Source organism: Salmonella sp. 32100201201700099SM (assembly GCF_017572645.1).
Taxonomy (GTDB): domain Bacteria; phylum Pseudomonadota; class Gammaproteobacteria; order Enterobacterales; family Enterobacteriaceae; genus Salmonella; species Salmonella enterica.
The window spans coordinates 194,120-213,001 of the sequence record NZ_JAGERQ010000003.1 but is presented as its reverse complement, the minus strand read 5'-3'; the positions used below and the strand labels follow the sequence as shown (position 1 = coordinate 213,001).

At 55.8% G+C, this 18,882-nt stretch carries 21 protein-coding genes; 17 read left to right on the top strand and 4 right to left on the bottom strand.

What is annotated here, in order from left to right:
- Positions 1 to 19 precede the first annotated feature (19 nt).
- Genes eutH through eutR form a run of 7 tightly spaced genes read left to right on the top strand, consistent with a single transcriptional unit; the run spans position 20 to position 7,030 of the window.
- Complete coding sequence (eutH, locus tag J4685_RS06665) at positions 20 to 1,246, top strand: ethanolamine utilization protein EutH (RefSeq protein WP_000512393.1); 1,227 nt, start codon at positions 20 to 22, stop codon at positions 1,244 to 1,246.
- The gene (locus J4685_RS06660) at positions 1,243 to 2,466 is read left to right on the top strand and encodes an ethanolamine ammonia-lyase reactivating factor EutA (protein WP_001097524.1); all 1,224 of its coding nucleotides are present in this window, start codon (positions 1,243 to 1,245) and stop codon (positions 2,464 to 2,466) included. The genes eutH and J4685_RS06660 overlap by 4 nt, the downstream gene beginning before the upstream one ends.
- A gap of 11 nt (positions 2,467 to 2,477) precedes the next feature.
- Positions 2,478 to 3,839 carry an ethanolamine ammonia-lyase subunit alpha gene (eutB, locus tag J4685_RS06655; RefSeq protein ID WP_000769990.1) on the top strand — a complete coding sequence of 454 codons (1,362 nt, stop codon included), beginning with the start codon at positions 2,478 to 2,480 and terminating at the stop codon, positions 3,837 to 3,839.
- Between the two features lie 18 nt (positions 3,840 to 3,857).
- A complete protein-coding gene (gene eutC / locus J4685_RS06650; protein WP_000372342.1) occupies positions 3,858 to 4,754 on the top strand; it encodes an ethanolamine ammonia-lyase subunit EutC in 897 nt (298 codons plus the stop codon).
- A 9-nt stretch (positions 4,755 to 4,763) separates the two neighbouring features.
- Entirely contained in the window at positions 4,764 to 5,423 is a 660-nt protein-coding gene (gene eutL / locus J4685_RS06645; protein WP_001111052.1) for an ethanolamine utilization microcompartment protein EutL, read from the top strand.
- 12 nt (positions 5,424 to 5,435) lie between these two features.
- Positions 5,436 to 5,930, top strand: a complete 495-nt coding sequence (eutK, locus tag J4685_RS06640) for an ethanolamine utilization microcompartment protein EutK (protein WP_000606266.1) — start codon at positions 5,436 to 5,438, stop codon at positions 5,928 to 5,930.
- Between the two features lie 47 nt (positions 5,931 to 5,977).
- A complete protein-coding gene (gene eutR, locus J4685_RS06635; RefSeq protein WP_000750491.1) occupies positions 5,978 to 7,030 on the top strand; it encodes an HTH-type transcriptional regulator EutR in 1,053 nt (350 codons plus the stop codon).
- 198 nt (positions 7,031 to 7,228) lie between these two features.
- Here the strand turns inward: eutR and hemF are convergent, their stop codons facing one another.
- Together hemF and amiA are read right to left on the bottom strand one after the other, a co-directional pair.
- On the bottom strand, positions 7,229 to 8,155 hold the full coding sequence (gene hemF, locus J4685_RS06630; RefSeq protein WP_000801341.1) for an oxygen-dependent coproporphyrinogen oxidase: 927 nt from the start codon (positions 8,153 to 8,155) through the stop codon (positions 7,229 to 7,231).
- A gap of 2 nt (positions 8,156 to 8,157) precedes the next feature.
- Complete coding sequence (amiA, locus tag J4685_RS06625) at positions 8,158 to 9,027, bottom strand: N-acetylmuramoyl-L-alanine amidase AmiA (protein WP_000102882.1); 870 nt, start codon at positions 9,025 to 9,027, stop codon at positions 8,158 to 8,160.
- A 212-nt stretch (positions 9,028 to 9,239) separates the two neighbouring features.
- Between amiA and J4685_RS06620 the strand changes: the two genes are divergently transcribed.
- The 10 genes from J4685_RS06620 (at position 9,240) to cysM (ending at position 17,759) form a co-directional block, all read left to right on the top strand.
- Positions 9,240 to 9,665, top strand: a complete 426-nt coding sequence (locus J4685_RS06620; RefSeq protein WP_000406008.1) for a GNAT family acetyltransferase — start codon at positions 9,240 to 9,242, stop codon at positions 9,663 to 9,665.
- Positions 9,652 to 10,101, top strand: a complete 450-nt coding sequence (locus J4685_RS06615) for a DUF2919 domain-containing protein (RefSeq protein ID WP_000842942.1) — start codon at positions 9,652 to 9,654, stop codon at positions 10,099 to 10,101. The genes J4685_RS06620 and J4685_RS06615 overlap by 14 nt, the downstream gene beginning before the upstream one ends.
- 61 nt (positions 10,102 to 10,162) lie before the next feature.
- A complete protein-coding gene (locus J4685_RS06610) occupies positions 10,163 to 10,738 on the top strand; it encodes an RpoE-regulated lipoprotein (RefSeq protein WP_000838968.1) in 576 nt (191 codons plus the stop codon).
- A 94-nt stretch (positions 10,739 to 10,832) separates the two neighbouring features.
- Entirely contained in the window at positions 10,833 to 11,732 is a 900-nt protein-coding gene (gene yfeX / locus J4685_RS06605) for a porphyrinogen peroxidase (RefSeq protein WP_000084583.1), read from the top strand.
- A gap of 237 nt (positions 11,733 to 11,969) precedes the next feature.
- A complete protein-coding gene (gene ucpA / locus J4685_RS06600) occupies positions 11,970 to 12,761 on the top strand; it encodes an SDR family oxidoreductase UcpA (RefSeq protein WP_000517457.1) in 792 nt (263 codons plus the stop codon).
- A gap of 157 nt (positions 12,762 to 12,918) precedes the next feature.
- Positions 12,919 to 13,935: a thiosulfate/sulfate ABC transporter substrate-binding protein CysP gene (gene cysP / locus J4685_RS06595; RefSeq protein WP_000290269.1), complete on the top strand. Its 1,017-nt coding sequence runs from the start codon at positions 12,919 to 12,921 to the stop codon at positions 13,933 to 13,935.
- Complete coding sequence (gene cysT, locus J4685_RS06590) at positions 13,935 to 14,768, top strand: sulfate/thiosulfate ABC transporter permease CysT (protein WP_000881746.1); 834 nt, start codon at positions 13,935 to 13,937, stop codon at positions 14,766 to 14,768. Before cysP ends, cysT begins: the two co-directional genes overlap by 1 nt.
- On the top strand, positions 14,768 to 15,643 hold the full coding sequence (cysW, locus tag J4685_RS06585; protein ID WP_000852705.1) for a sulfate/thiosulfate ABC transporter permease CysW: 876 nt from the start codon (positions 14,768 to 14,770) through the stop codon (positions 15,641 to 15,643). The genes cysT and cysW overlap by 1 nt, the downstream gene beginning before the upstream one ends.
- The gene (gene cysA, locus J4685_RS06580; protein WP_000021069.1) at positions 15,633 to 16,727 is read left to right on the top strand and encodes a sulfate/thiosulfate ABC transporter ATP-binding protein CysA; all 1,095 of its coding nucleotides are present in this window, start codon (positions 15,633 to 15,635) and stop codon (positions 16,725 to 16,727) included. Before cysW ends, cysA begins: the two co-directional genes overlap by 11 nt.
- 120 nt (positions 16,728 to 16,847) lie before the next feature.
- The gene (gene cysM, locus J4685_RS06575; protein WP_001093887.1) at positions 16,848 to 17,759 is read left to right on the top strand and encodes a cysteine synthase CysM; all 912 of its coding nucleotides are present in this window, start codon (positions 16,848 to 16,850) and stop codon (positions 17,757 to 17,759) included.
- Between the two features lie 32 nt (positions 17,760 to 17,791).
- On the opposite strand, the gene J4685_RS06570 is transcribed toward cysM, so the two are convergent.
- Both J4685_RS06570 and J4685_RS06565 read right to left on the bottom strand, forming a co-directional pair.
- On the bottom strand, positions 17,792 to 18,169 hold the full coding sequence (locus J4685_RS06570) for a YfeK family protein (protein WP_000710735.1): 378 nt from the start codon (positions 18,167 to 18,169) through the stop codon (positions 17,792 to 17,794).
- A gap of 58 nt (positions 18,170 to 18,227) precedes the next feature.
- A complete protein-coding gene (locus J4685_RS06565; protein ID WP_001263737.1) occupies positions 18,228 to 18,869 on the bottom strand; it encodes a type 1 glutamine amidotransferase in 642 nt (213 codons plus the stop codon).
- Positions 18,870 to 18,882: the final 13 nt, after the last annotated feature.

Genomic DNA, 18,882 nt, shown 5'->3' with positions numbered 1-18,882 from the left:
ATGACAGGGAGTAGGGGCTATGGGAATTAACGAAATCATCATGTACATCATGATGTTCTTTATGCTGATTGCCGCCGTGGACAGGATCCTGTCGCAGTTCGGCGGGTCGGCGCGCTTCCTCGGTAAATTCGGCAAGAGTATCGAGGGGTCTGGCGGCCAGTTTGAAGAGGGCTTTATGGCGATGGGCGCGCTGGGGCTGGCGATGGTCGGTATGACCGCGCTGGCGCCGGTGCTGGCGCATGTACTGGGGCCGGTTATTATCCCGGTATACGAAATGCTGGGCGCGAACCCATCCATGTTCGCGGGTACGCTGCTGGCCTGTGATATGGGCGGATTCTTCCTCGCCAAAGAGCTGGCCGGCGGTGATGTCGCGGCGTGGCTATACTCAGGGTTAATACTTGGGTCGATGATGGGGCCGACCATTGTGTTCTCCATTCCGGTGGCGCTCGGCATTATCGAACCGTCTGACCGCCGCTACCTGGCGCTTGGCGTACTCGCGGGTATCGTCACCATTCCCATTGGCTGCATTGCGGGGGGGGTGATCGCCATGTACTCAGGCGTGCAGATCAATGGTCAGCCCGTGGAATTTACCTTCGCGCTGATCCTGATGAACATGATCCCGGTATTGATCGTCGCGGTGCTGGTAGCGCTGGGGCTGAAGTTCATCCCGGAAAAAATGATCAACGGTTTCCAGATTTTCGCCAAATTTCTGGTGGCGCTGATCACCATCGGTCTGGCGGCTGCGGTGGTTAAATTCCTGTTGGGTTGGGAGTTGATTCCGGGACTCGACCCGATCTTTATGGCGCCAGGCGACAAACCCGGCGAAGTGATGCGCGCCATTGAAGTGATCGGCTCTATCTCCTGCGTGCTGCTCGGCGCGTATCCGATGGTGCTATTACTGACCCGCTGGTTTGAAAAACCGTTGATGAATGTCGGTAAGCTGCTGAACGTAAATAATATTGCGGCGGCAGGCATGGTAGCGACCCTGGCGAACAATATCCCGATGTTCGGCATGATGAAGCAGATGGATACCCGCGGCAAAGTGATTAACTGCGCATTTGCCGTCTCTGCGGCATTCGCTCTGGGCGACCATTTAGGCTTCGCCGCCGCCAACATGAACGCCATGATCTTCCCGATGATTGTCGGCAAGCTGATCGGCGGCGTGACGGCGATTGGCGTGGCGATGATGCTGGTGCCGAAAGATGACGCCGCCCAGGTGAAAACCGAAGCGGAGGCGCAATCGTGAACACTCGCCAGCTACTGAGCGTCGGTATCGATATCGGCACCACCACCACGCAGGTGATCTTCTCGCGCCTGGAGTTGGTTAACCGTGCGGCGGTGTCGCAGGTGCCGCGCTACGAATTCATCAAACGCGATATTAGCTGGCAAAGCCCGGTCTTCTTTACGCCCGTGGATAAGCAGGGCGGTCTGAAAGAGGCCGAACTTAAAGCGCTGATTCTGGCCCAGTATCAGGCCGCAGGCATCGCGCCTGAATCGGTGGACTCCGGGGCTATCATTATCACCGGCGAAAGCGCCAAAACCCGCAACGCCCGTCCGGCGGTTATGACGCTCTCGCAGTCGCTGGGCGACTTTGTGGTCGCCAGCGCCGGGCCGCATCTGGAATCAGTCATTGCCGGTCACGGCGCCGGAGCGCAAAGCTTGTCTGAGCAGCGGATGTGTCGGGTGCTGAATATTGATATCGGCGGCGGCACGTCTAACTACGCGCTGTTTGACGCGGGAAAAGTCAGCGGCACCGCCTGTCTTAACGTCGGTGGTCGCCTGCTGGAAACCGACGCTCAGGGGCGCGTGGTTTATGCCCACCAGCCGGGGCAGATGATTATCGATGAGGTGTTCGGTTCGGGTACTGATGCTCGCGCCTTAGCTGCCGCACAGTTGGGGCAGGTGGCGCGGCGGATGGCGGATCTCATCGTCGAGGTTATCACCGGCGCGCTTTCGCCGCTGGCGCAATCGCTGATGCAAACCGGGCTGCTGCCCGCCGATATTACGCCGGAGGTGATCACTCTTTCCGGCGGGGTGGGCGAGTGCTATCGCCATCAGCCTGCCGATCCGTTCTGCTTTTCTGACATTGGACCGCTGCTGGCGACCGCGCTGCATGAGCACCCGCGTCTGCGCGAGATGAACGTGCAGTTTCCGGCGCAAACCGACGCTTACGTGCTGGCGCTTCCCGCCACGCTCCCGGTGCGTTACGCCGCATTACTCACGGTCATCAACGCGCTGACGGCTTTTGTCGCGCGTTATCCCAATCCACATCCCCTGCTGGTGGTGGCCGAGCAGGATTTTGGTAAAGCGCTGGGCATGTTATTGCGCCCACAGTTACCGCAACTTCCGCTGGCGGTCATCGATGAGGTGGTCGTGCGGGCGGGAGACTATATCGACATTGGTACGCCTCTTTTTGGCGGGTCGGTTGTGCCGGTGACGGTGAAATCACTCGCATTTCCTTCCTGAGGGAACGACTTATGAAACTAAAGACCACATTGTTCGGCAATGTTTATCAGTTTAAGGATGTAAAAGAGGTACTGGCCAAAGCCAACGAACTGCGTTCGGGGGATGTGCTGGCCGGGGTTGCCGCGGCAAGTTCGCAGGAGCGCGTAGCGGCAAAACAGGTACTGTCGGAAATGACGGTGGCGGATATCCGCAACAATCCGGTGATTGCCTATGAAGAGGACTGCGTGACGCGCCTGATTCAGGACGACGTCAACGAAACGGCCTATAACCGGATTAAAAACTGGAGCATCAGCGAACTGCGCGAATACGTGCTGAGCGATGAAACCTCCGTGGACGACATCGCGTTTACCCGCAAAGGCCTGACCTCCGAAGTGGTGGCGGCAGTGGCGAAAATCTGCTCCAACGCCGACCTGATCTACGGCGGTAAGAAAATGCCGGTGATCAAAAAAGCCAATACCACCATCGGTATTCCGGGCACCTTTAGCTGCCGTTTGCAGCCGAACGATACCCGTGATGATGTACAGAGTATCGCCGCGCAAATCTACGAAGGGCTTTCTTTCGGCGCAGGCGATGCGGTGATCGGTGTTAACCCGGTGACCGATGACGTGGAGAACCTGACCCGCGTGCTCGACACCGTTTACGGCGTTATCGATAAATTCAATATTCCGACCCAGGGCTGCGTGCTGGCGCACGTCACCACCCAGATTGAAGCGATTCGTCGCGGCGCGCCGGGCGGACTGATTTTCCAGAGCATTTGCGGCAGCGAGAAGGGTTTAAAAGAGTTCGGCGTCGAGCTGGCGATGCTCGACGAAGCGCGGGCTGTGGGGGCGGAGTTCAACCGCATCGCCGGGGAAAACTGCCTGTACTTTGAAACCGGACAGGGCTCGGCGCTGTCGGCTGGCGCGAACTTTGGTGCCGACCAGGTGACGATGGAAGCGCGTAACTACGGGCTGGCTCGCCACTACGATCCGTTCCTGGTGAACACCGTGGTGGGCTTTATCGGGCCGGAGTATCTCTACAACGACAGGCAGATTATCCGCGCCGGTCTCGAAGATCACTTTATGGGCAAGCTGAGCGGCATCTCGATGGGCTGCGACTGCTGCTATACCAACCATGCCGATGCCGACCAGAACCTTAACGAAAACCTGATGATTCTGCTCGCCACTGCCGGCTGTAACTACATCATGGGGATGCCGCTCGGCGACGACATCATGCTCAACTACCAGACCACCGCTTTCCACGATACCGCCACCGTCCGTCAGTTGCTGAATTTACGGCCGTCGCCGGAGTTTGAACGCTGGCTGGAAACGATGGGCATTATGGCAAACGGTCGTCTGACCAAACGGGCGGGCGATCCGTCACTGTTCTTCTGATGACGCGGGGATAACACCATGGATCAAAAACAGATTGAAGAAATTGTACGTAGCGTGATGGCGTCAATGGGACAGGACGTACCGCAGCCCGTCGCGCCGTCAAAGCAGGAAGGCGCAAAGCCGCAGTGCGCCTCGCCGACGGTGACCGAAAGCTGCGCGCTGGATTTAGGTTCCGCAGAGGCAAAAGCCTGGATTGGCGTCGAGAACCCACATCGTGCGGACGTGCTGACCGAACTGCGTCGCAGTACTGCGGCACGCGTCTGCACGGGTCGTGCCGGGCCGCGTCCGCGCACCCAGGCGCTGCTGCGCTTTCTGGCGGATCACTCCCGTTCGAAAGACACCGTGCTCAAAGAAGTGCCGGAAGAGTGGGTAAAAGCGCAAGGGTTGCTGGAAGTGCGTTCGGAGATCAGCGACAAAAACCTGTACCTGACGCGCCCGGATATGGGGCGTCGCCTGAGCCCGGAAGCCATTGACGCGCTGAAGTCGCAGTGCGTGATGAACCCGGATGTGCAGGTAGTGGTCTCCGATGGCCTCTCTACGGATGCGATCACCGCCAACTATGAAGAGATCCTGCCGCCGCTGCTTGCTGGTCTGAAGCAGGCCGGGCTGAACGTCGGCACGCCGTTCTTTGTGCGCTATGGCCGCGTGAAGATTGAAGATCAGATTGGCGAAATTCTCGGCGCGAAGGTCGTCATCCTGCTGGTGGGCGAACGTCCGGGGCTGGGGCAGTCGGAAAGCCTCTCCTGCTACGCCGTCTATTCCCCGCGCGTGGCGACCACCGTCGAGGCCGACAGAACCTGTATTTCAAACATTCATCAGGGGGGGACGCCGCCAGTAGAAGCCGCCGCGGTGATTGTGGATTTGGCCAAACGGATGCTGGAGCAGAAAGCGTCCGGCATCAACATGACCCGTTAAGGAGACATCATGCCTGCATTAGATTTGATTCGACCTTCAGTGACTGCCATGCGCGTGATTGCCTCCGTGAATGACGGCTTTGCGCGGGAACTTAAATTACCGCCACATATACGTAGTCTCGGACTCATCACGGCAGATTCTGATGATGTGACCTATATTGCCGCTGACGAAGCGACCAAACAGGCGATGGTGGAAGTAGTCTATGGCCGCTCCCTCTATGCCGGGGCGGCTCACGGGCCGTCGCCTACCGCCGGTGATGTGTTGATTATGCTGGGCGGACCGAACCCGGCGGAAGTGCGCGCCGGTCTGGATGCAATGGTCGCCAGCATTGAAAACGGCGCGGCGTTCCAGTGGGCGAACGATGCGGAAAATACCGCGTTCCTGGCGCATGTGGTTTCGCGTACCGGCTCGTACCTCTCGTCTACCGCAGGTATCGCGCTGGGCGATCCAATGGCCTACCTGGTGGCGCCGCCGCTGGAAGCGACATTCGGCATTGACGCGGCGATGAAATCCGCTGACGTTCAGCTGGTGACTTACGTGCCGCCGCCGTCGGAAACCAACTATTCGGCCGCGTTCTTAACGGGAAGCCAGGCCGCGTGTAAAGCCGCCTGCAACGCCTTTACCGACGCCGTGCTGGATATCGCCCGTAACCCTGTCCAGCGTGCGTAACGGAGGCTGCCAATGATCAATGCCCTGGGATTACTGGAAGTGGACGGAATGGTCGCCGCCGTCGATGCGGCGGATGCCATGCTGAAAGCGGCCAACGTGCGTTTGCTCAGTCACCAAGTGCTCGACCCTGGCAGGCTCACGCTGGTGGTGGAGGGCGATCTGGCGGCGTGTCGTGCGGCGCTGGATGCCGGAAGCGCCGCCGCGCAGCGCACAGGCCGTGTGATTAGTCGCAAAGAAATTGGTCGTCCGGAAGAGGACACCCAGTGGCTGATTGGCGGGTTTGCGCGTGCGACAACGCCGACTGAGAAAGCGCCCCAGGTACCCGCAACGCCTGAGTTCGCTGAAGCGTTACTGGCGCTGCTGGCATCAGTACGCCAGGGAATGACGGCGGGAGAGGTGGCCGCGCATTTTGGCTGGCCGCTGGAGCAGGCCAGAAACGTGCTGGAACAACTCTTTTCTGACGGAGCGTTGCGTAAACGCAGTAGTCGCTATCGCATCAAAAATTAATCTGTCGGAGGGCCGGGCGTCCTGGCGGACGTCCGGCATAGAAGATCATGAAAAAGACCTGTACAGCGAATTTGCACCATCTTTATCATGAAGCGTTACCCGAAGACGTTAAACTTACGCCCAGAGTCGAGGTGGACAATGTTCATCAGCGACGGACGACGGATGTCTATGAACATGCTCTGACTATCACCGCCTGGCAGCAGATCTACGATCAGTTACACCCGGGTAAATTTCATGGCGAGTTCACGGAAATCCTGCTTGATGAGATTCAGGTGTTCCGTGAATACACCGGCCTGGCGCTGCGTCAGTCGTGTCTGGTTTGGCCAAACTCTTTCTGGTTTGGTATTCCGGCGACGCGCGGCGAACAGGGATTTATCGGCGCGCAGGGGCTCGGCAGCGCCGAGATTGCCACCCGACCGGGAGGCACCGAGTTTGAACTGAGCACGCCGGATGATTACACCATTCTGGGCGTCGTTATCTCGGAAGATGTTATTTCCCGTCAGGCCACGTTTTTGCATAACCCGGAAAGGGTGCTGCATATGCTACGTAATCAGTTAGCGCTGGAGGTAAAAGAGCAGCATAAAGCGGCGCTGTGGGGCTTTGTGCAGCAGGCGCTGGCCACCTTTAGCGAGAGTCCTGAAACCCTGCATCAACCTGCGGTGCGTAAGGTCTTGAGTGATAATTTGTTGCTGGCGATGGGCACGATGCTGGAAGAGGCGAAGCCGATTCATAGCGCCGAAAGCATCAGCCATCAGGGATATCGTAGACTACTGTCGCGGGCGCGGGAATATGTGCTGGAAAATATGTCGGAGCCGCTGACGGTGCTCGACTTATGTAACCAGCTACACGTAAGCCGTCGCACGCTGCAAAATGCGTTTCACGCCATTTTGGGTATTGGCCCCAATGCGTGGCTGAAACGTATTCGCTTAAACGCGGTACGCCGGGAACTGATTAGCCCGTGGTCGCAGAGCGCCACGGTGAAAGATGCCGCGATGCAGTGGGGATTCTGGCATTTGGGGCAATTTGCCACCGATTATCAGCAATTATTTGCCGAAAAACCGTCGTTGACGCTGCATCAACGGATGCGGCAATGGGCTTGATATTGATGGGTAGGCTCTCCGGTTGCTGATAACGTGCGCGTGTCGGGAATTGCCCGGTGGCGGCTGGCGCCTTACCGGGCCTACGGATTCGCTGCCGTCTGCGGTTGGTAGTGTCGGTAGGCCTGATAAGGCGCAAGCCGCCATCAGGCAATGAGATGATTCCCATGCCGGATGGTGACGCGTTGCGTCTTATCCGGCCTACGAAACGGAACTATTATCAGGTAACGACACCCAGTCGCGTACCTGAATAAACTCGCTCAGCGCCGCTTCCGGGCTACCCGCTTCTGGCTGCCAGTCGTACTCCCAGCGCACCAGCGGCGGCATCGACATCAGGATAGATTCAGTGCGCCCGCCGGTTTGCAGACCAAACAGGGTGCCTCTGTCCCATACCAGATTGAACTCCACGTAGCGACCACGGCGATAAAGTTGAAAATTACGCTCCCGCTCTCCCCAGACCATCGCTTTGCGTCGTTCGACAATCGGTAAATACGCCTCGGTGTAGCCGTTACCGACCGCCTGCATAAAAGCAAAACAGTGGTCGAAATCCGGCGTATTCAAATCGTCAAAAAACAGGCCGCCGATACCGCGCTGCTCGTTACGATGCTTGAGGAAAAAGTAGTCATCGCACCACTTTTTATAGCGCGGATACACATCGTCGCCAAACGGCTGGCACAGGTCGCGGGCGGTGCGGTGCCAGTGAACGGCATCCTCTTCAAAGCCGTAGTAGGGCGTTAAATCGAACCCGCCGCCAAACCACCACACCGGATCGGCGCCCGGTTTTTCGGCAATAAAAAAGCGCACGTTAGCATGGCTGGTGGGAATATACGGATTGTGCGGATGCACCACCAGCGATACGCCCATCGCTTCAAAGCTACGCCCGGCGAGTTCTGGCCGATGCGCGGTGGCGGACGCGGGCATTGCATCGCCGTGAACGTGAGAGAAATTAACGCCCGCCTGTTCGAAAATCCCGCCGTTGCGTAATACCCGGCTGCGTCCGCCGCCGCCCGCTTCGCGTCGCCAGCTATCTTCGACAAAGTTTGCGCCATCCACAGCGGATAACGTTTGGCAAATATCATCCTGCAGGCGTAGCAGAAACTGTTTTACGTGATGTGCATCGGGTTTCATGATTACCGTTTCTTCGTGTGCGCTTTCTGGTTATCAAACCAGTGAAAATAACTGATGATGCCGTTGGCGATCGCCGTAGCGATTTTCTGGCGAAACGCCGTCGTGCCCAGCAGGCGTTCTTCTTCCGGATTGGTAATAAACGAGGTTTCAACCAGCACCGACGGAATTGACGGTGATTTTAGCACCACGAAAGCCGCTTGTTCGGTAGTGCGGCTGTGTAATTTATGTATGGTTTTGATTTTCTTGAGAATATGCGAACCCAGCGTCAGACTGTTTTTAATCGTATCGGTTTGCACCAGATCAAACAAAACTTGTTGTAATAGATGATCCCGGTCAGTGGCTTTTTTACCCGCCACTTCGTCTGCGCGGTTTTCACGCTCGGAGAGATACTTCGCCATGGCGCTACTGGCCCCGCGGTTGGAAAGCGCAAAAACGGAAGCGCCCGCCGCTTTCGGATTGGTAAAACCATCGGCATGAATGGACATAAACAGATCCGCGCCGTGCTTATGGGCGATTTCCACCCGATCGTACAGCGGAATAAAGGTATCCCCTGTCCGGGTTAAACGCGCATCGATTCCGTGATTGCGCAAAATAGCGCGTACGTTTTTGGCAATTGCCAGTACGACGTGTTTTTCCTGAGAACCGTTGCGGCCAATCGCGCCGGTATCGATGCCGCCGTGTCCGGGGTCGAGCATCACCAGCCGTTTACTGCCGGTTTTTTTGGTTTTGGGTTTGCTGTGACCATTACTGGTTTTTAGCGTTTCTTCTTTGGCTACTGCGTGCGACATACCTGACAGCGTCAGGGCCGCCAGACCTGTTTTGAGTACCTGGCGGCGCGATGTGAGAGTTTTTAGGAGTTTAAAAGTGCTCATACGGCCTGAGTTGTGAAAATTAAGTTCAAGATGTTATATCGTATCGCGTAATCCGTTACGACGGTTGGTGATGAGAATTGTTTTACTTTTCATTTCAATACGTGACACATCGCCATTATGCCATTTTTTCCGCTACATCGCGTCAGATATTGGCTGAATCAGATGTTTGCGCCATAATCTTGGTTTTTCCACCCGAAAAGGCAACGAATACCATGGAAATACGCGTTTTTCGCCAGGAAGATTTCGAAGAGGTGATCACCCTCTGGGAGCGTTGCGACCTGCTGCGTCCATGGAACGATCCTGAAATGGATATTGAACGCAAGGTGAATCACGATGTCAGCTTGTTCCTCGTTGCGGAAGTTAGCGGCGAAGTCGTCGGTACGGTAATGGGCGGTTATGACGGGCATCGCGGCTCGGCGTATTACCTGGGCGTTCACCCGGAGTTCCGCGGGCGCGGCATTGCGAATGCGTTGCTTAACCGGCTGGAAAAAAAACTCATCGCCCGCGGGTGTCCGAAAATCCAAATTATGGTGCGTGATGATAACGACGTTGTGCTGGGCATGTATGAACGTCTGGGGTATGAGCATTCTGACGCCCTAAGTTTGGGTAAACGCCTGATTGAAGATGAAGAGTACTGAGTTTCATCCAGCCGATTATAACGTACACGGACGTTTACGCCTGCCGTTTCTGTTCTGGTGCGTACTGTTACTTCAGGCGCGCGCCTGGGTACTCTTTGTCATTGCCGGTTCATCCCGTGGACAGGGTAATACTTTGTTAAACTTTTTTTATCCCGACCATGACAATTTTTGGCTGGGGCTGTTGCCCGGCGTTCCGGCGGTAGTGGCATTTTTACTCAGCGGGCGGCGTGAAGCGTTTCCTGGTGTGTGGCGCTGGCTACGCGGACTCCTGATCCTCGCTCAACTGGTGTCGTTGTGCTGGCTGCCGGTGATGTGGCTGGGTGGCGACCCGGTCAACGGCGTCGGGCTGGCGCTGCTGCTGGCGGACATCGTCGCGCTGATCTGGCTGTTAACCAATCAACGTTTGCGTGCCTGTTTTTCCCTTGAGAAAGAATAACGGCACTTTTTGGCGAACCCGCACTCCAACCAACGTTAATTAATAAAAGAAAGGAAGTGAGATGAAATCGCTGCGTTTGACTTTACTCGCACTGCCGCTGGCGCTGACCGGCTGCTCGACGCTCTCCTCGGTCAACTGGTCTGCCGCAAATCCATGGAACTGGTTTGGTTCCTCGACAGAAGTCACTGAGCAAGGCGTGGGAGCGCTGACCGCCGCCACGCCGCTGGAAGAACCGGCTATTGCAGAGGCATTAGATGGCGATTATCGCCTGCGTAGCGGTATGAAAACCGATAACGGCAACGTGGTGCGCTTTTTCGAAGCGATGAAGGGCGACAATGTCGCGATGGTGATCAACGGCGAGCAGGGAACCGTGAGCCGTATTGATGTACTGGACAGCGATATCCCAACTGCCGCGGGGGGCAAAATCGGTACGCCGTTTAGCGACCTTTACAGCAAAGCGTTTGGTCACTGCGAGCCGGTTTCCAGCGATAGCCATACCAGCGTCGAATGTAAAGCCGAGGGAAGTCAGCATATTAGCTATGTTTTCTCCGGCGAGTGGAGCGGACCGGAAGGCTTAATGCCTCCTGATGACGTCTTAAAAAACTGGGACGTGCGCAAAATTATCTGGCGTCGTTAATTTGCGCCTGAACAAACCGCTTCGCTTAAAAACAAGGTAAAATAGCCTCCATTAATGCCACGACTGCGTGGCATTCTCATTTTCAGGAGGAATCATGTCTCAGGTTCAAAGTGGCATTTTGCCGGAACATTGCCGTGCGGCAATTTGGATTGAAGCCAATGTGAAAGGCGACCTGGACGCCCTGCGCGCGGCCAGCAGAACATTTGCCGATAAACTGGCGACCTTCGAAGTCAAATTTCCGGACGCCCATCTTGGGGCCGTTGTGGCGTTTGGCAACAACACCTGGCGCGCCCTGAGCGGCGGCGTCGGGGCGGAAGAACTGAAAGATTTTATTCCTTATGGTAAAGGGCTGGCGCCGGCCACGCAGTATGACGTGCTGATCCATATCCTTTCCCTGCGCCACGATGTGAATTTTTCTGTTGCCCAGGCGGCGATGGAAGCCTTCGGCGACTGTATCGACGTGAAAGAAGAAGTTCACGGTTTCCGTTGGGTGGAAGAACGCGATCTGAGCGGCTTTGTCGACGGGACAGAGAACCCGGCGGGCGAAGAGACGCGCCGTGAAGTGGCGGTGATCAAAGATGGCGTGGATGCCGGCGGCAGTTATGTGTTCGTGCAGCGTTGGGAACACAATCTCAAGCAACTTAACCGGATGAGTATTCACGATCAGGAGATGATGATCGGGCGTACCAAAGAAGCCAATGAAGAGATTGACGGCGATGCGCGTCCGGCAACGTCTCACCTGAGCCGCGTCGATCTCAAAGAAGATGGCAAAGGGCTGAAGATTGTACGCCAGAGCCTGCCATACGGCACCGCCAGCGGTACTCATGGTCTCTATTTCTGCGCTTACTGCGCACGTCTGCACAATATCGAACAGCAGCTTTTGAGTATGTTCGGCGATACCGACGGTAAACGCGACGCGATGCTGCGCTTCACCAAACCGGTAACCGGTGGCTATTACTTTGCCCCGTCGCTGGACCGCCTGTTAGCGCTATAAGGTAAAACCCTGTCGGATGGCAGCGCAACCGCTTTATCTGACCTACGATTGGTAGGACTGATAAGCGCAGCGTCATCAGGCAGAACAGCATAAAAATGCCCATCCCCGCCTCCGCGGGGATTTTTTTACCTAATATTTACCTGAATTAGTGAGCTATTCCTCAGCACTTATTTGTTATTACTGTATTTTCAGTGTTAATGGAGTGTAAGACTCCATATTCAAAAGGAGACATTGAAAATGGGTAAACTCACGGGCAAGACAGCATTGATTACGGGCGCATCGCAGGGCATTGGCGAAGGGATCGCTCGCGTATTCGCACGCCACGGCGCGAACTTAATCTTGCTGGATATCTCCGATGAGATTGAAAAACTGGCGGATGAGCTGGGCGGACGCGGGCATCGCTGTACTGCCGTTAAGGCTGACGTCAGAGATTTTGCTTCGGTGCAGGCGGCGGTTGCGCGCGCCAAAGAGACTGAAGGTCGAATTGATATTTTGGTGAATAACGCTGGCGTGTGCCGTCTGGGCAACTTCCTCGATATGAGTGAAGAAGATCGCGATTTCCACATTGATATTAATATTAAAGGTGTCTGGAACGCCACCAAAGCCGTCCTGCCGGAGATGATCAAACGTAAAGATGGCCGCATTGTGATGATGTCTTCCGTCACGGGAGATATGGTGGCGGACCCGGGTGAAACGGCCTATGCGCTGTCAAAAGCCGCCATTGTCGGTTTAACCAAATCGCTGGCGGTAGAGTACGCGCAGTCCGGTATTCGTGTGAATGCCATTTGCCCCGGTTATGTAAGAACGCCGATGGCGGAAAGCATTGCCCGTCAGTCTAACCCTGACGATCCGGAATCGGTATTAACGGAAATGGCAAAAGCCATTCCGCTACGCCGCCTTGCCGATCCGCTGGAAGTAGGGGAACTGGCGGCATTTCTGGCTTCCGATGAGTCCAGCTATCTTACCGGAACGCAAAACGTCATTGATGGCGGCAGTACCCTGCCTGAAAGCGTAAGCGTAGGCGTCTGATTGATGCCGGTCTCCTCCCCGCGCCGCGTGGGGAGGGATTCTCTTATTCCCTTTTCAACTTTCAAATCATCAAACGGTATATAAAACCGTTACTCCTTTAGCGCGGGTTATAAATATGATGACCATAAGAAAGTCATTAAATTTATAAGGGTGCGCAATGGCCGTTAACTTACTGAAAAAGAGACCCCTAACGCTGGCAGCAATGCTGTTACTGGCAGGGCAGGCGCAGGCAACGGAGCTGCTGAACAGCTCATACGATGTCTCCCGCGAGCTGTTTGCCGCCCTTAACCCGCCGTTTGAGCAACAATGGGCAAAAGATAACGGCGGCGACAAACTGACGATTAAGCAGTCTCATGCCGGGTCATCAAAACAGGCGCTGGCGATTTTGCAGGGACTGAAGGCAGACGTCGTGACCTACAATCAGGTGACCGACGTACAGATTCTTCATGATAAAGGCAAACTGATCCCTGCCGACTGGCAAAGCCGTCTGCCGAACAACAGTTCGCCATTCTATTCCACGATGGGCTTCCTGGTGCGCAAGGGGAACCCGAAAAATATTCACGACTGGAGCGATCTTGTACGTTCCGACGTGAAGCTGATTTTCCCTAACCCGAAAACCTCCGGCAACGCCCGTTACACGTATCTGGCGGCATGGGGCGCGGCGGATAACGCAGACGGCGGCGATAAAGCCAAAACCGAACAGTTTATGACCCAGTTCCTGAAAAACGTCGAAGTGTTTGATACCGGCGGCCGCGGCGCTACGACTACCTTTGCCGAGCGTGGTCTGGGCGATGTGCTGATTAGTTTTGAATCGGAAGTGAACAACATCCGCAAACAATATGAAGCCCAGGGATTTGAAGTGGTGATCCCGAAAACGAACATTCTTGCTGAATTCCCGGTTGCCTGGGTGGATAAAAACGTGAAGGCCAACGGCACAGAAAAAGCCGCCAAAGCTTACCTGAACTGGCTGTATAGCCCGCAGGCGCAGACCATCATCACCCATTACTACTACCGCGTGAATAACCCGGAAATCATAGGCAAGCAAGCAGATAAATTCCCGCAGACCGAACTGTTCCGCGTGGAAGACAAGTTTGGTTCCTGGCCGGAAGTGATGAAAACGCACTTTGCCAGCGGCGGCGAGCTGGACAAACTGTTGGCGGCGGGGCGTAAGTAATGCTTGCCGTTTCTTCCCGACGCGTGCTGCCCGGCTTTACGTTAAGCCTCGGCACCAGTTTGCTGTTTGTCTGCCTGATCCTGCTGTTGCCGTTGAGCGCGCTGGTGATGCAGCTCTCACAGATGAGCTGGTCGCAATACTGGGATGTCGTGACCAACCCTCAGGTGGTGGCTGCCTATAAAGTGACGCTACTGGCGGCATTTGTGGCATCGATTTTTAACGGCGTGTTTGGCCTGCTGATGGCGTGGATTTTAACCCGCTACCGTTTTCCAGGGCGCACATTGCTGGATGCGCTGATGGATCTGCCGTTTGCGCTGCCGACAGCGGTAGCGGGGTTAACGCTGGCCTCGCTGTTCTCAGTGAACGGTTTCTACGGTCAGTTTCTTGCGCAGTTTGATATCAAAGTGACCTATACCTGGCTCGGTATTGCGGTGGCGATGGCCTTTACCAGCATTCCATTTGTGGTACGCACCGTCCAGCCGGTACTGGAAGAGCTGGGGCCGGAATATGAAGAAGCGGCACAAACGCTGGGGGCCACCCGCCTGCAAAGTTTTCGCAAAGTCGTGCTGCCTGAGCTGTCGCCTGCGCTGATTGCCGGCGTGGCGCTCTCTTTTACCCGTAGCCTGGGCGAGTTTGGCGCGGTGATTTTTATCGCCGGAAATATCGCCTGGAAAACAGAAGTGACCTCGCTGATGATTTTTGTGCGTTTGCAGGAGTTTGATTACCCCGCCGCCAGCGCCATTGCCTCGGTGATCCTTGCGGCATCACTGCTGCTGCTGTTCTCTATCAATACCTTGCAAAGTCGCTTTGGTCGACGTGTGGTAGGTCATTAATGGCGGAAGTGACTCAATTGAAGCGATACGACGTCCCCCGTATTAACTGGGGAAAATGGTTTTTGATTGGCGTCGGGATGCTCGTTTCGGCGTTTATCCTGCTGGTGCCGATGATTTACATCTTCGTGCAAGCGTTCAGCAAAGGGTTAATGCCGGTACTGCAAAATCTGGCCGATCCGGACATGCTGCACGCCATCTGGCTGACGGTGTTGATTGCCTTGATCGCAGTGCCGGTGAATCTGGTGTTCGGCATTCTGCTGGCGTGGCTGGTGACGCGCTTTAACTTCCCCGGACGTCAGCTACTGCTGACCCTGCTGGATATTCCCTTTGCCGTCTCGCCGGTGGTGGCCGGTCTGGTTTATCTGCTGTTTTATGGCTCCAACGGCCCGTTGGGCGGCTGGCTGGATGAGCATAATTTGCAAATGATGTTCTCCTGGCCGGGGATGGTACTGGTCACTATTTTTGTCACCTGTCCGTTTGTGGTGCGCGAACTGGTGCCAGTGATGCTCAGCCAGGGCAGTCAGGAAGATGAGGCGGCGATTTTACTGGGCGCATCCGGCTGGCAAATGTTTCGCCGCGTGACGTTGCCGAATATTCGCTGGGCGCTACTCTACGGCGTGGTATTAACCAACGCCCGCGCGATTGGCGAGTTTGGCGCGGTGTCGGTGGTGTCCGGCTCGATTCGCGGCGAAACGTTATCGCTACCGTTACAGATTGAATTACTGGAGCAGGACTACAACACCGTCGGCTCCTTTACCGCCGCCGCATTGTTGACGCTAATGGCGATTATTACCCTGTTTTTGAAGAGCATGTTGCAATGGCGCCTGGAGAATCAGGAAAAACGCGCGCAACAGGAGGAAAATCATGAGCATTGAGATCGCCAGAATTAAGAAATCGTTTGGTCGCACTCAGGTACTGAATGATATCTCGCTGGATATTCCTTCCGGCCAGATGGTTGCCTTGTTGGGGCCGTCTGGTTCCGGCAAAACGACGCTGCTGCGCATTATTGCCGGGCTGGAACATCAGTCCAGCGGTCATATTCGTTTCCACGGTACGGACGTTAGCCGCCTGCACGCGCGTGAGCGTAAAGTCGGTTTTGTGTTTCAGCACTATGCGCTGTTTCGCCATATGACGGTGTTTGACAACATCGCTTTTGGCCTGACGGTGCTGCCGCGACGTGACCGCCCAACTGCGGCGGCGATTAAAACGAAAGTGACGCAATTGCTGGAGATGGTGCAACTGGCGCACCTCGCGGATCGCTTCCCCGCCCAGCTTTCCGGCGGACAAAAACAGCGCGTGGCGCTGGCGCGCGCGCTTGCCGTGGAACCGCAAATTCTACTGCTGGATGAACCGTTTGGCGCGCTGGATGCCCAGGTACGTAAAGAGTTACGTCGCTGGTTACGCCAGCTACATGAAGAACTGAAATTCACCAGCGTCTTTGTCACCCACGATCAGGAAGAAGCGACGGAAGTGGCGGATCGGGTAGTGGTGATGAGTCAGGGCAATATCGAACAGGCTGATGCGCCGGATCGGGTGTGGCGTGAACCGGCAACCCGCTTCGTACTGGAGTTTATGGGCGAGGTGAACCGCCTGATAGGCACCGTCCGCGGCGGGCAGTTTCACGTTGGCGCGCATCGCTGGCCGCTGGGTTATACGCCCGCGTACCAGGGGTCGGTCGATCTGTTCCTGCGTCCGTGGGAGGTGGATATTAGCCGCCGCACCAGCCTGGATTCTCCGCTACCAGTACAGGTCATTGAGGCCAGCCCGAAAGGTCACTATACACAGTTAGTGGTACAGCCGCTGGGGTGGTATCACGATCCGCTGACGGTGGTGATGGCGGGTGACGACGTCCCGCAGCGCGGCGAGCGTTTGTTTGTCGGCTTACAGAACGCACGTCTCTATCATGGCGACCAGCGTATTGAGCCCCATGAGGCGCTTGCTCTTGCGGAGTCTGCCTGATAGGTTAATTTGCATAGTTATCGCCCGGTGGCGCTTCGCTTACCGGGCCTACAGCGTATATCGTGATTTTGTAGGCCGGGTAAGCACAGCGCCACCCGGCATTTTTATTGAGCTGAAAACGTGAATACATTAGAACAAACCATCGGCAATACGCCGCTGGTCAAATTACAACGGCTGGGGCCGGATAACGGCAGTGAAATCTGGGTCAAGCTGGAAGGCAATAATCCGGCAGGATCGGTGAAAGATCGCGCGGCGCTATCGATGATTGTCGAGGCGGAAAAGCGCGGGGAAATTAAACCGGGCGATGTCCTGATTGAAGCGACCAGCGGCAACACTGGCATTGCGCTGGCGATGATCGCCGCGCTGAAAGGTTATCGCATGAAGCTGTTGATGCCGGACAACATGAGCCAGGAGCGTCGGGCGGCAATGCGGGCCTATGGCGCGGAACTGATTCTGGTCACTAAAGAGCAGGGAATGGAAGGGGCGCGCGATTTAGCGCTCGCTATGTCTGAGCGCGGAGAAGGTAAACTGCTCGATCAGTTTAATAATCCTGATAATCCCTACGCCCACTACACGACCACCGGCCCGGAAATCTGGCGGCAAACGTCAGGTCGCATCACCCATTTTGTCTCCAGCATGGGCACGACCGGCACCATTACCGGCGTGTCGCGTTTTCTGCGCGAGCAGGAAAAACCGGTCACCATCGTTGGCCTGCAGCCGGAAGAGGGCAGCAGTATTCCGGGCATTCGCCGCTGGCCTGCGGAATACATGCCAGGCATTTTTAACGCCTCGCTGGTAGATGAGGTGCTGGATATTCATCAGAATGATGCCGAAAACACCATGCGTGAACTGGCCGTTCGTGAAGGGATTTTCTGCGGCGTCAGCTCTGGCGGCGCGGTAGCGGGCGCGTTACGCGTCGCACGAGCCACGCCCGGCGCGGTAGTGGTGGCGATTATCTGCGATCGCGGCGATCGTTACTTGTCTACCTGCGTGTTTGGTGAAGAGCATTTCAGCCAGGGGGCAGGGATTTAAACGAGGTGCCATCGTCGTATGGCACCCGTGTGTTATAGCGTTTTATCCGTTTCCGCAATAAGCGCATGTAAATAAGGCTGCGCGTTTTCATCGCTTTTACCAGGAATTTTAACGATATAGGGTTTTCCGGTGATGGACGACGACGACGCGACTTTATCGATAAACTGTTCAGCGGTGTCGATACGATTGCGCGTGTTACCCAGTTTTAAGCGCAGGTGCGATACGGCTTCCTCGCAGTTATGCGCATCACCGTTACGAACGAAGGTCAGATCCTTTTTCTGCGCCAGCACATTAAGCATGGCGTTAATGCGCGCTTCTTCATGGGCGTTTAGCTTCGCCCAGGCGGGGAGGGTCAGCAGGAGCGCGACGACGGCGCAGACAATTTTCTTCATGGTAAAATCCTTTTTCATGCAATAATCACTGCACCTCAGACCGTTAGCCGGGTAATAAGTTGCACTCCTGGTGTGGTTATTTCTGTGAGTGCGCCAGCGTGAGTTCATCCAGAAAACGCCACAGCTTTTCATTCATCTGCTGATAATTCCATGCGCGCATCTCGGCGACCGAGCGGATAAAACGCTTCCTTTGCGCGTCGGCCAGCTCCTGCTGCGAATGTTGAATTAATCCTTCAACCGCCTCGACGGTAAATTCCATATGACACTGGAAGCCGTAGACAAAATTGCCGTACTGCACGATTTGTCGCGGGCAGCCCTCACTGGTAGCAAGAATTATCGCCTGGTCGGTTAACCCCGGCATGTCGTTATGCCAGTGACCGATCTCTTTTTCCGGACTTTGGCACACCTTGGCGCCCAGCGCTTCGCCAATTAACTGCGAGCCCAAACAGATCCCCACCACGATTTTTCGTGCCGAAATCGCCTGGTTAATCAGATGTTGCTCGGCCTGAGAATCAAAGTACGGGCACTCTTCGCGGGTGGTGCGCGGCGACTGCGGACCGCCAAATACCACGAGCATATCGAACTCATCTGCATTGGGCGGTAGCGCTTCTCCGGCATAGACGCGCGACCATGAAATGGTATAACCGCGATCTTCAGCCCATTTCAGATAAGCGCCAGCGGATTCAAACGACTCATGGATAACAAAATGAACTCGCACGTTATTTTCTCCT

Coding starts and splice junctions, on each gene's coding strand:
- eutH (WP_000512393.1), top strand. CDS start 20: ATGGGAATTAACGAAATCATCATGTACATCATGATGTTCTTTATGCTG.
- eutB (WP_000769990.1), top strand. CDS start 2,478: ATGAAACTAAAGACCACATTGTTCGGCAATGTTTATCAGTTTAAGGAT.
- eutC (WP_000372342.1), top strand. CDS start 3,858: ATGGATCAAAAACAGATTGAAGAAATTGTACGTAGCGTGATGGCGTCA.
- eutL (WP_001111052.1), top strand. CDS start 4,764: ATGCCTGCATTAGATTTGATTCGACCTTCAGTGACTGCCATGCGCGTG.
- eutK (WP_000606266.1), top strand. CDS start 5,436: ATGATCAATGCCCTGGGATTACTGGAAGTGGACGGAATGGTCGCCGCC.
- eutR (WP_000750491.1), top strand. CDS start 5,978: ATGAAAAAGACCTGTACAGCGAATTTGCACCATCTTTATCATGAAGCG.
- hemF (WP_000801341.1), bottom strand. CDS start 8,155: ATGAAACCCGATGCACATCACGTAAAACAGTTTCTGCTACGCCTGCAG.
- amiA (WP_000102882.1), bottom strand. CDS start 9,027: ATGAGCACTTTTAAACTCCTAAAAACTCTCACATCGCGCCGCCAGGTA.
- J4685_RS06620 (WP_000406008.1), top strand. CDS start 9,240: ATGGAAATACGCGTTTTTCGCCAGGAAGATTTCGAAGAGGTGATCACC.
- J4685_RS06615 (WP_000842942.1), top strand. CDS start 9,652: ATGAAGAGTACTGAGTTTCATCCAGCCGATTATAACGTACACGGACGT.
- J4685_RS06610 (WP_000838968.1), top strand. CDS start 10,163: ATGAAATCGCTGCGTTTGACTTTACTCGCACTGCCGCTGGCGCTGACC.
- yfeX (WP_000084583.1), top strand. CDS start 10,833: ATGTCTCAGGTTCAAAGTGGCATTTTGCCGGAACATTGCCGTGCGGCA.
- ucpA (WP_000517457.1), top strand. CDS start 11,970: ATGGGTAAACTCACGGGCAAGACAGCATTGATTACGGGCGCATCGCAG.
- cysP (WP_000290269.1), top strand. CDS start 12,919: ATGGCCGTTAACTTACTGAAAAAGAGACCCCTAACGCTGGCAGCAATG.
- cysT (WP_000881746.1), top strand. CDS start 13,935: ATGCTTGCCGTTTCTTCCCGACGCGTGCTGCCCGGCTTTACGTTAAGC.
- cysW (WP_000852705.1), top strand. CDS start 14,768: ATGGCGGAAGTGACTCAATTGAAGCGATACGACGTCCCCCGTATTAAC.
- cysA (WP_000021069.1), top strand. CDS start 15,633: ATGAGCATTGAGATCGCCAGAATTAAGAAATCGTTTGGTCGCACTCAG.
- J4685_RS06570 (WP_000710735.1), bottom strand. CDS start 18,169: ATGAAAAAGGATTTTACCATGAAGAAAATTGTCTGCGCCGTCGTCGCG.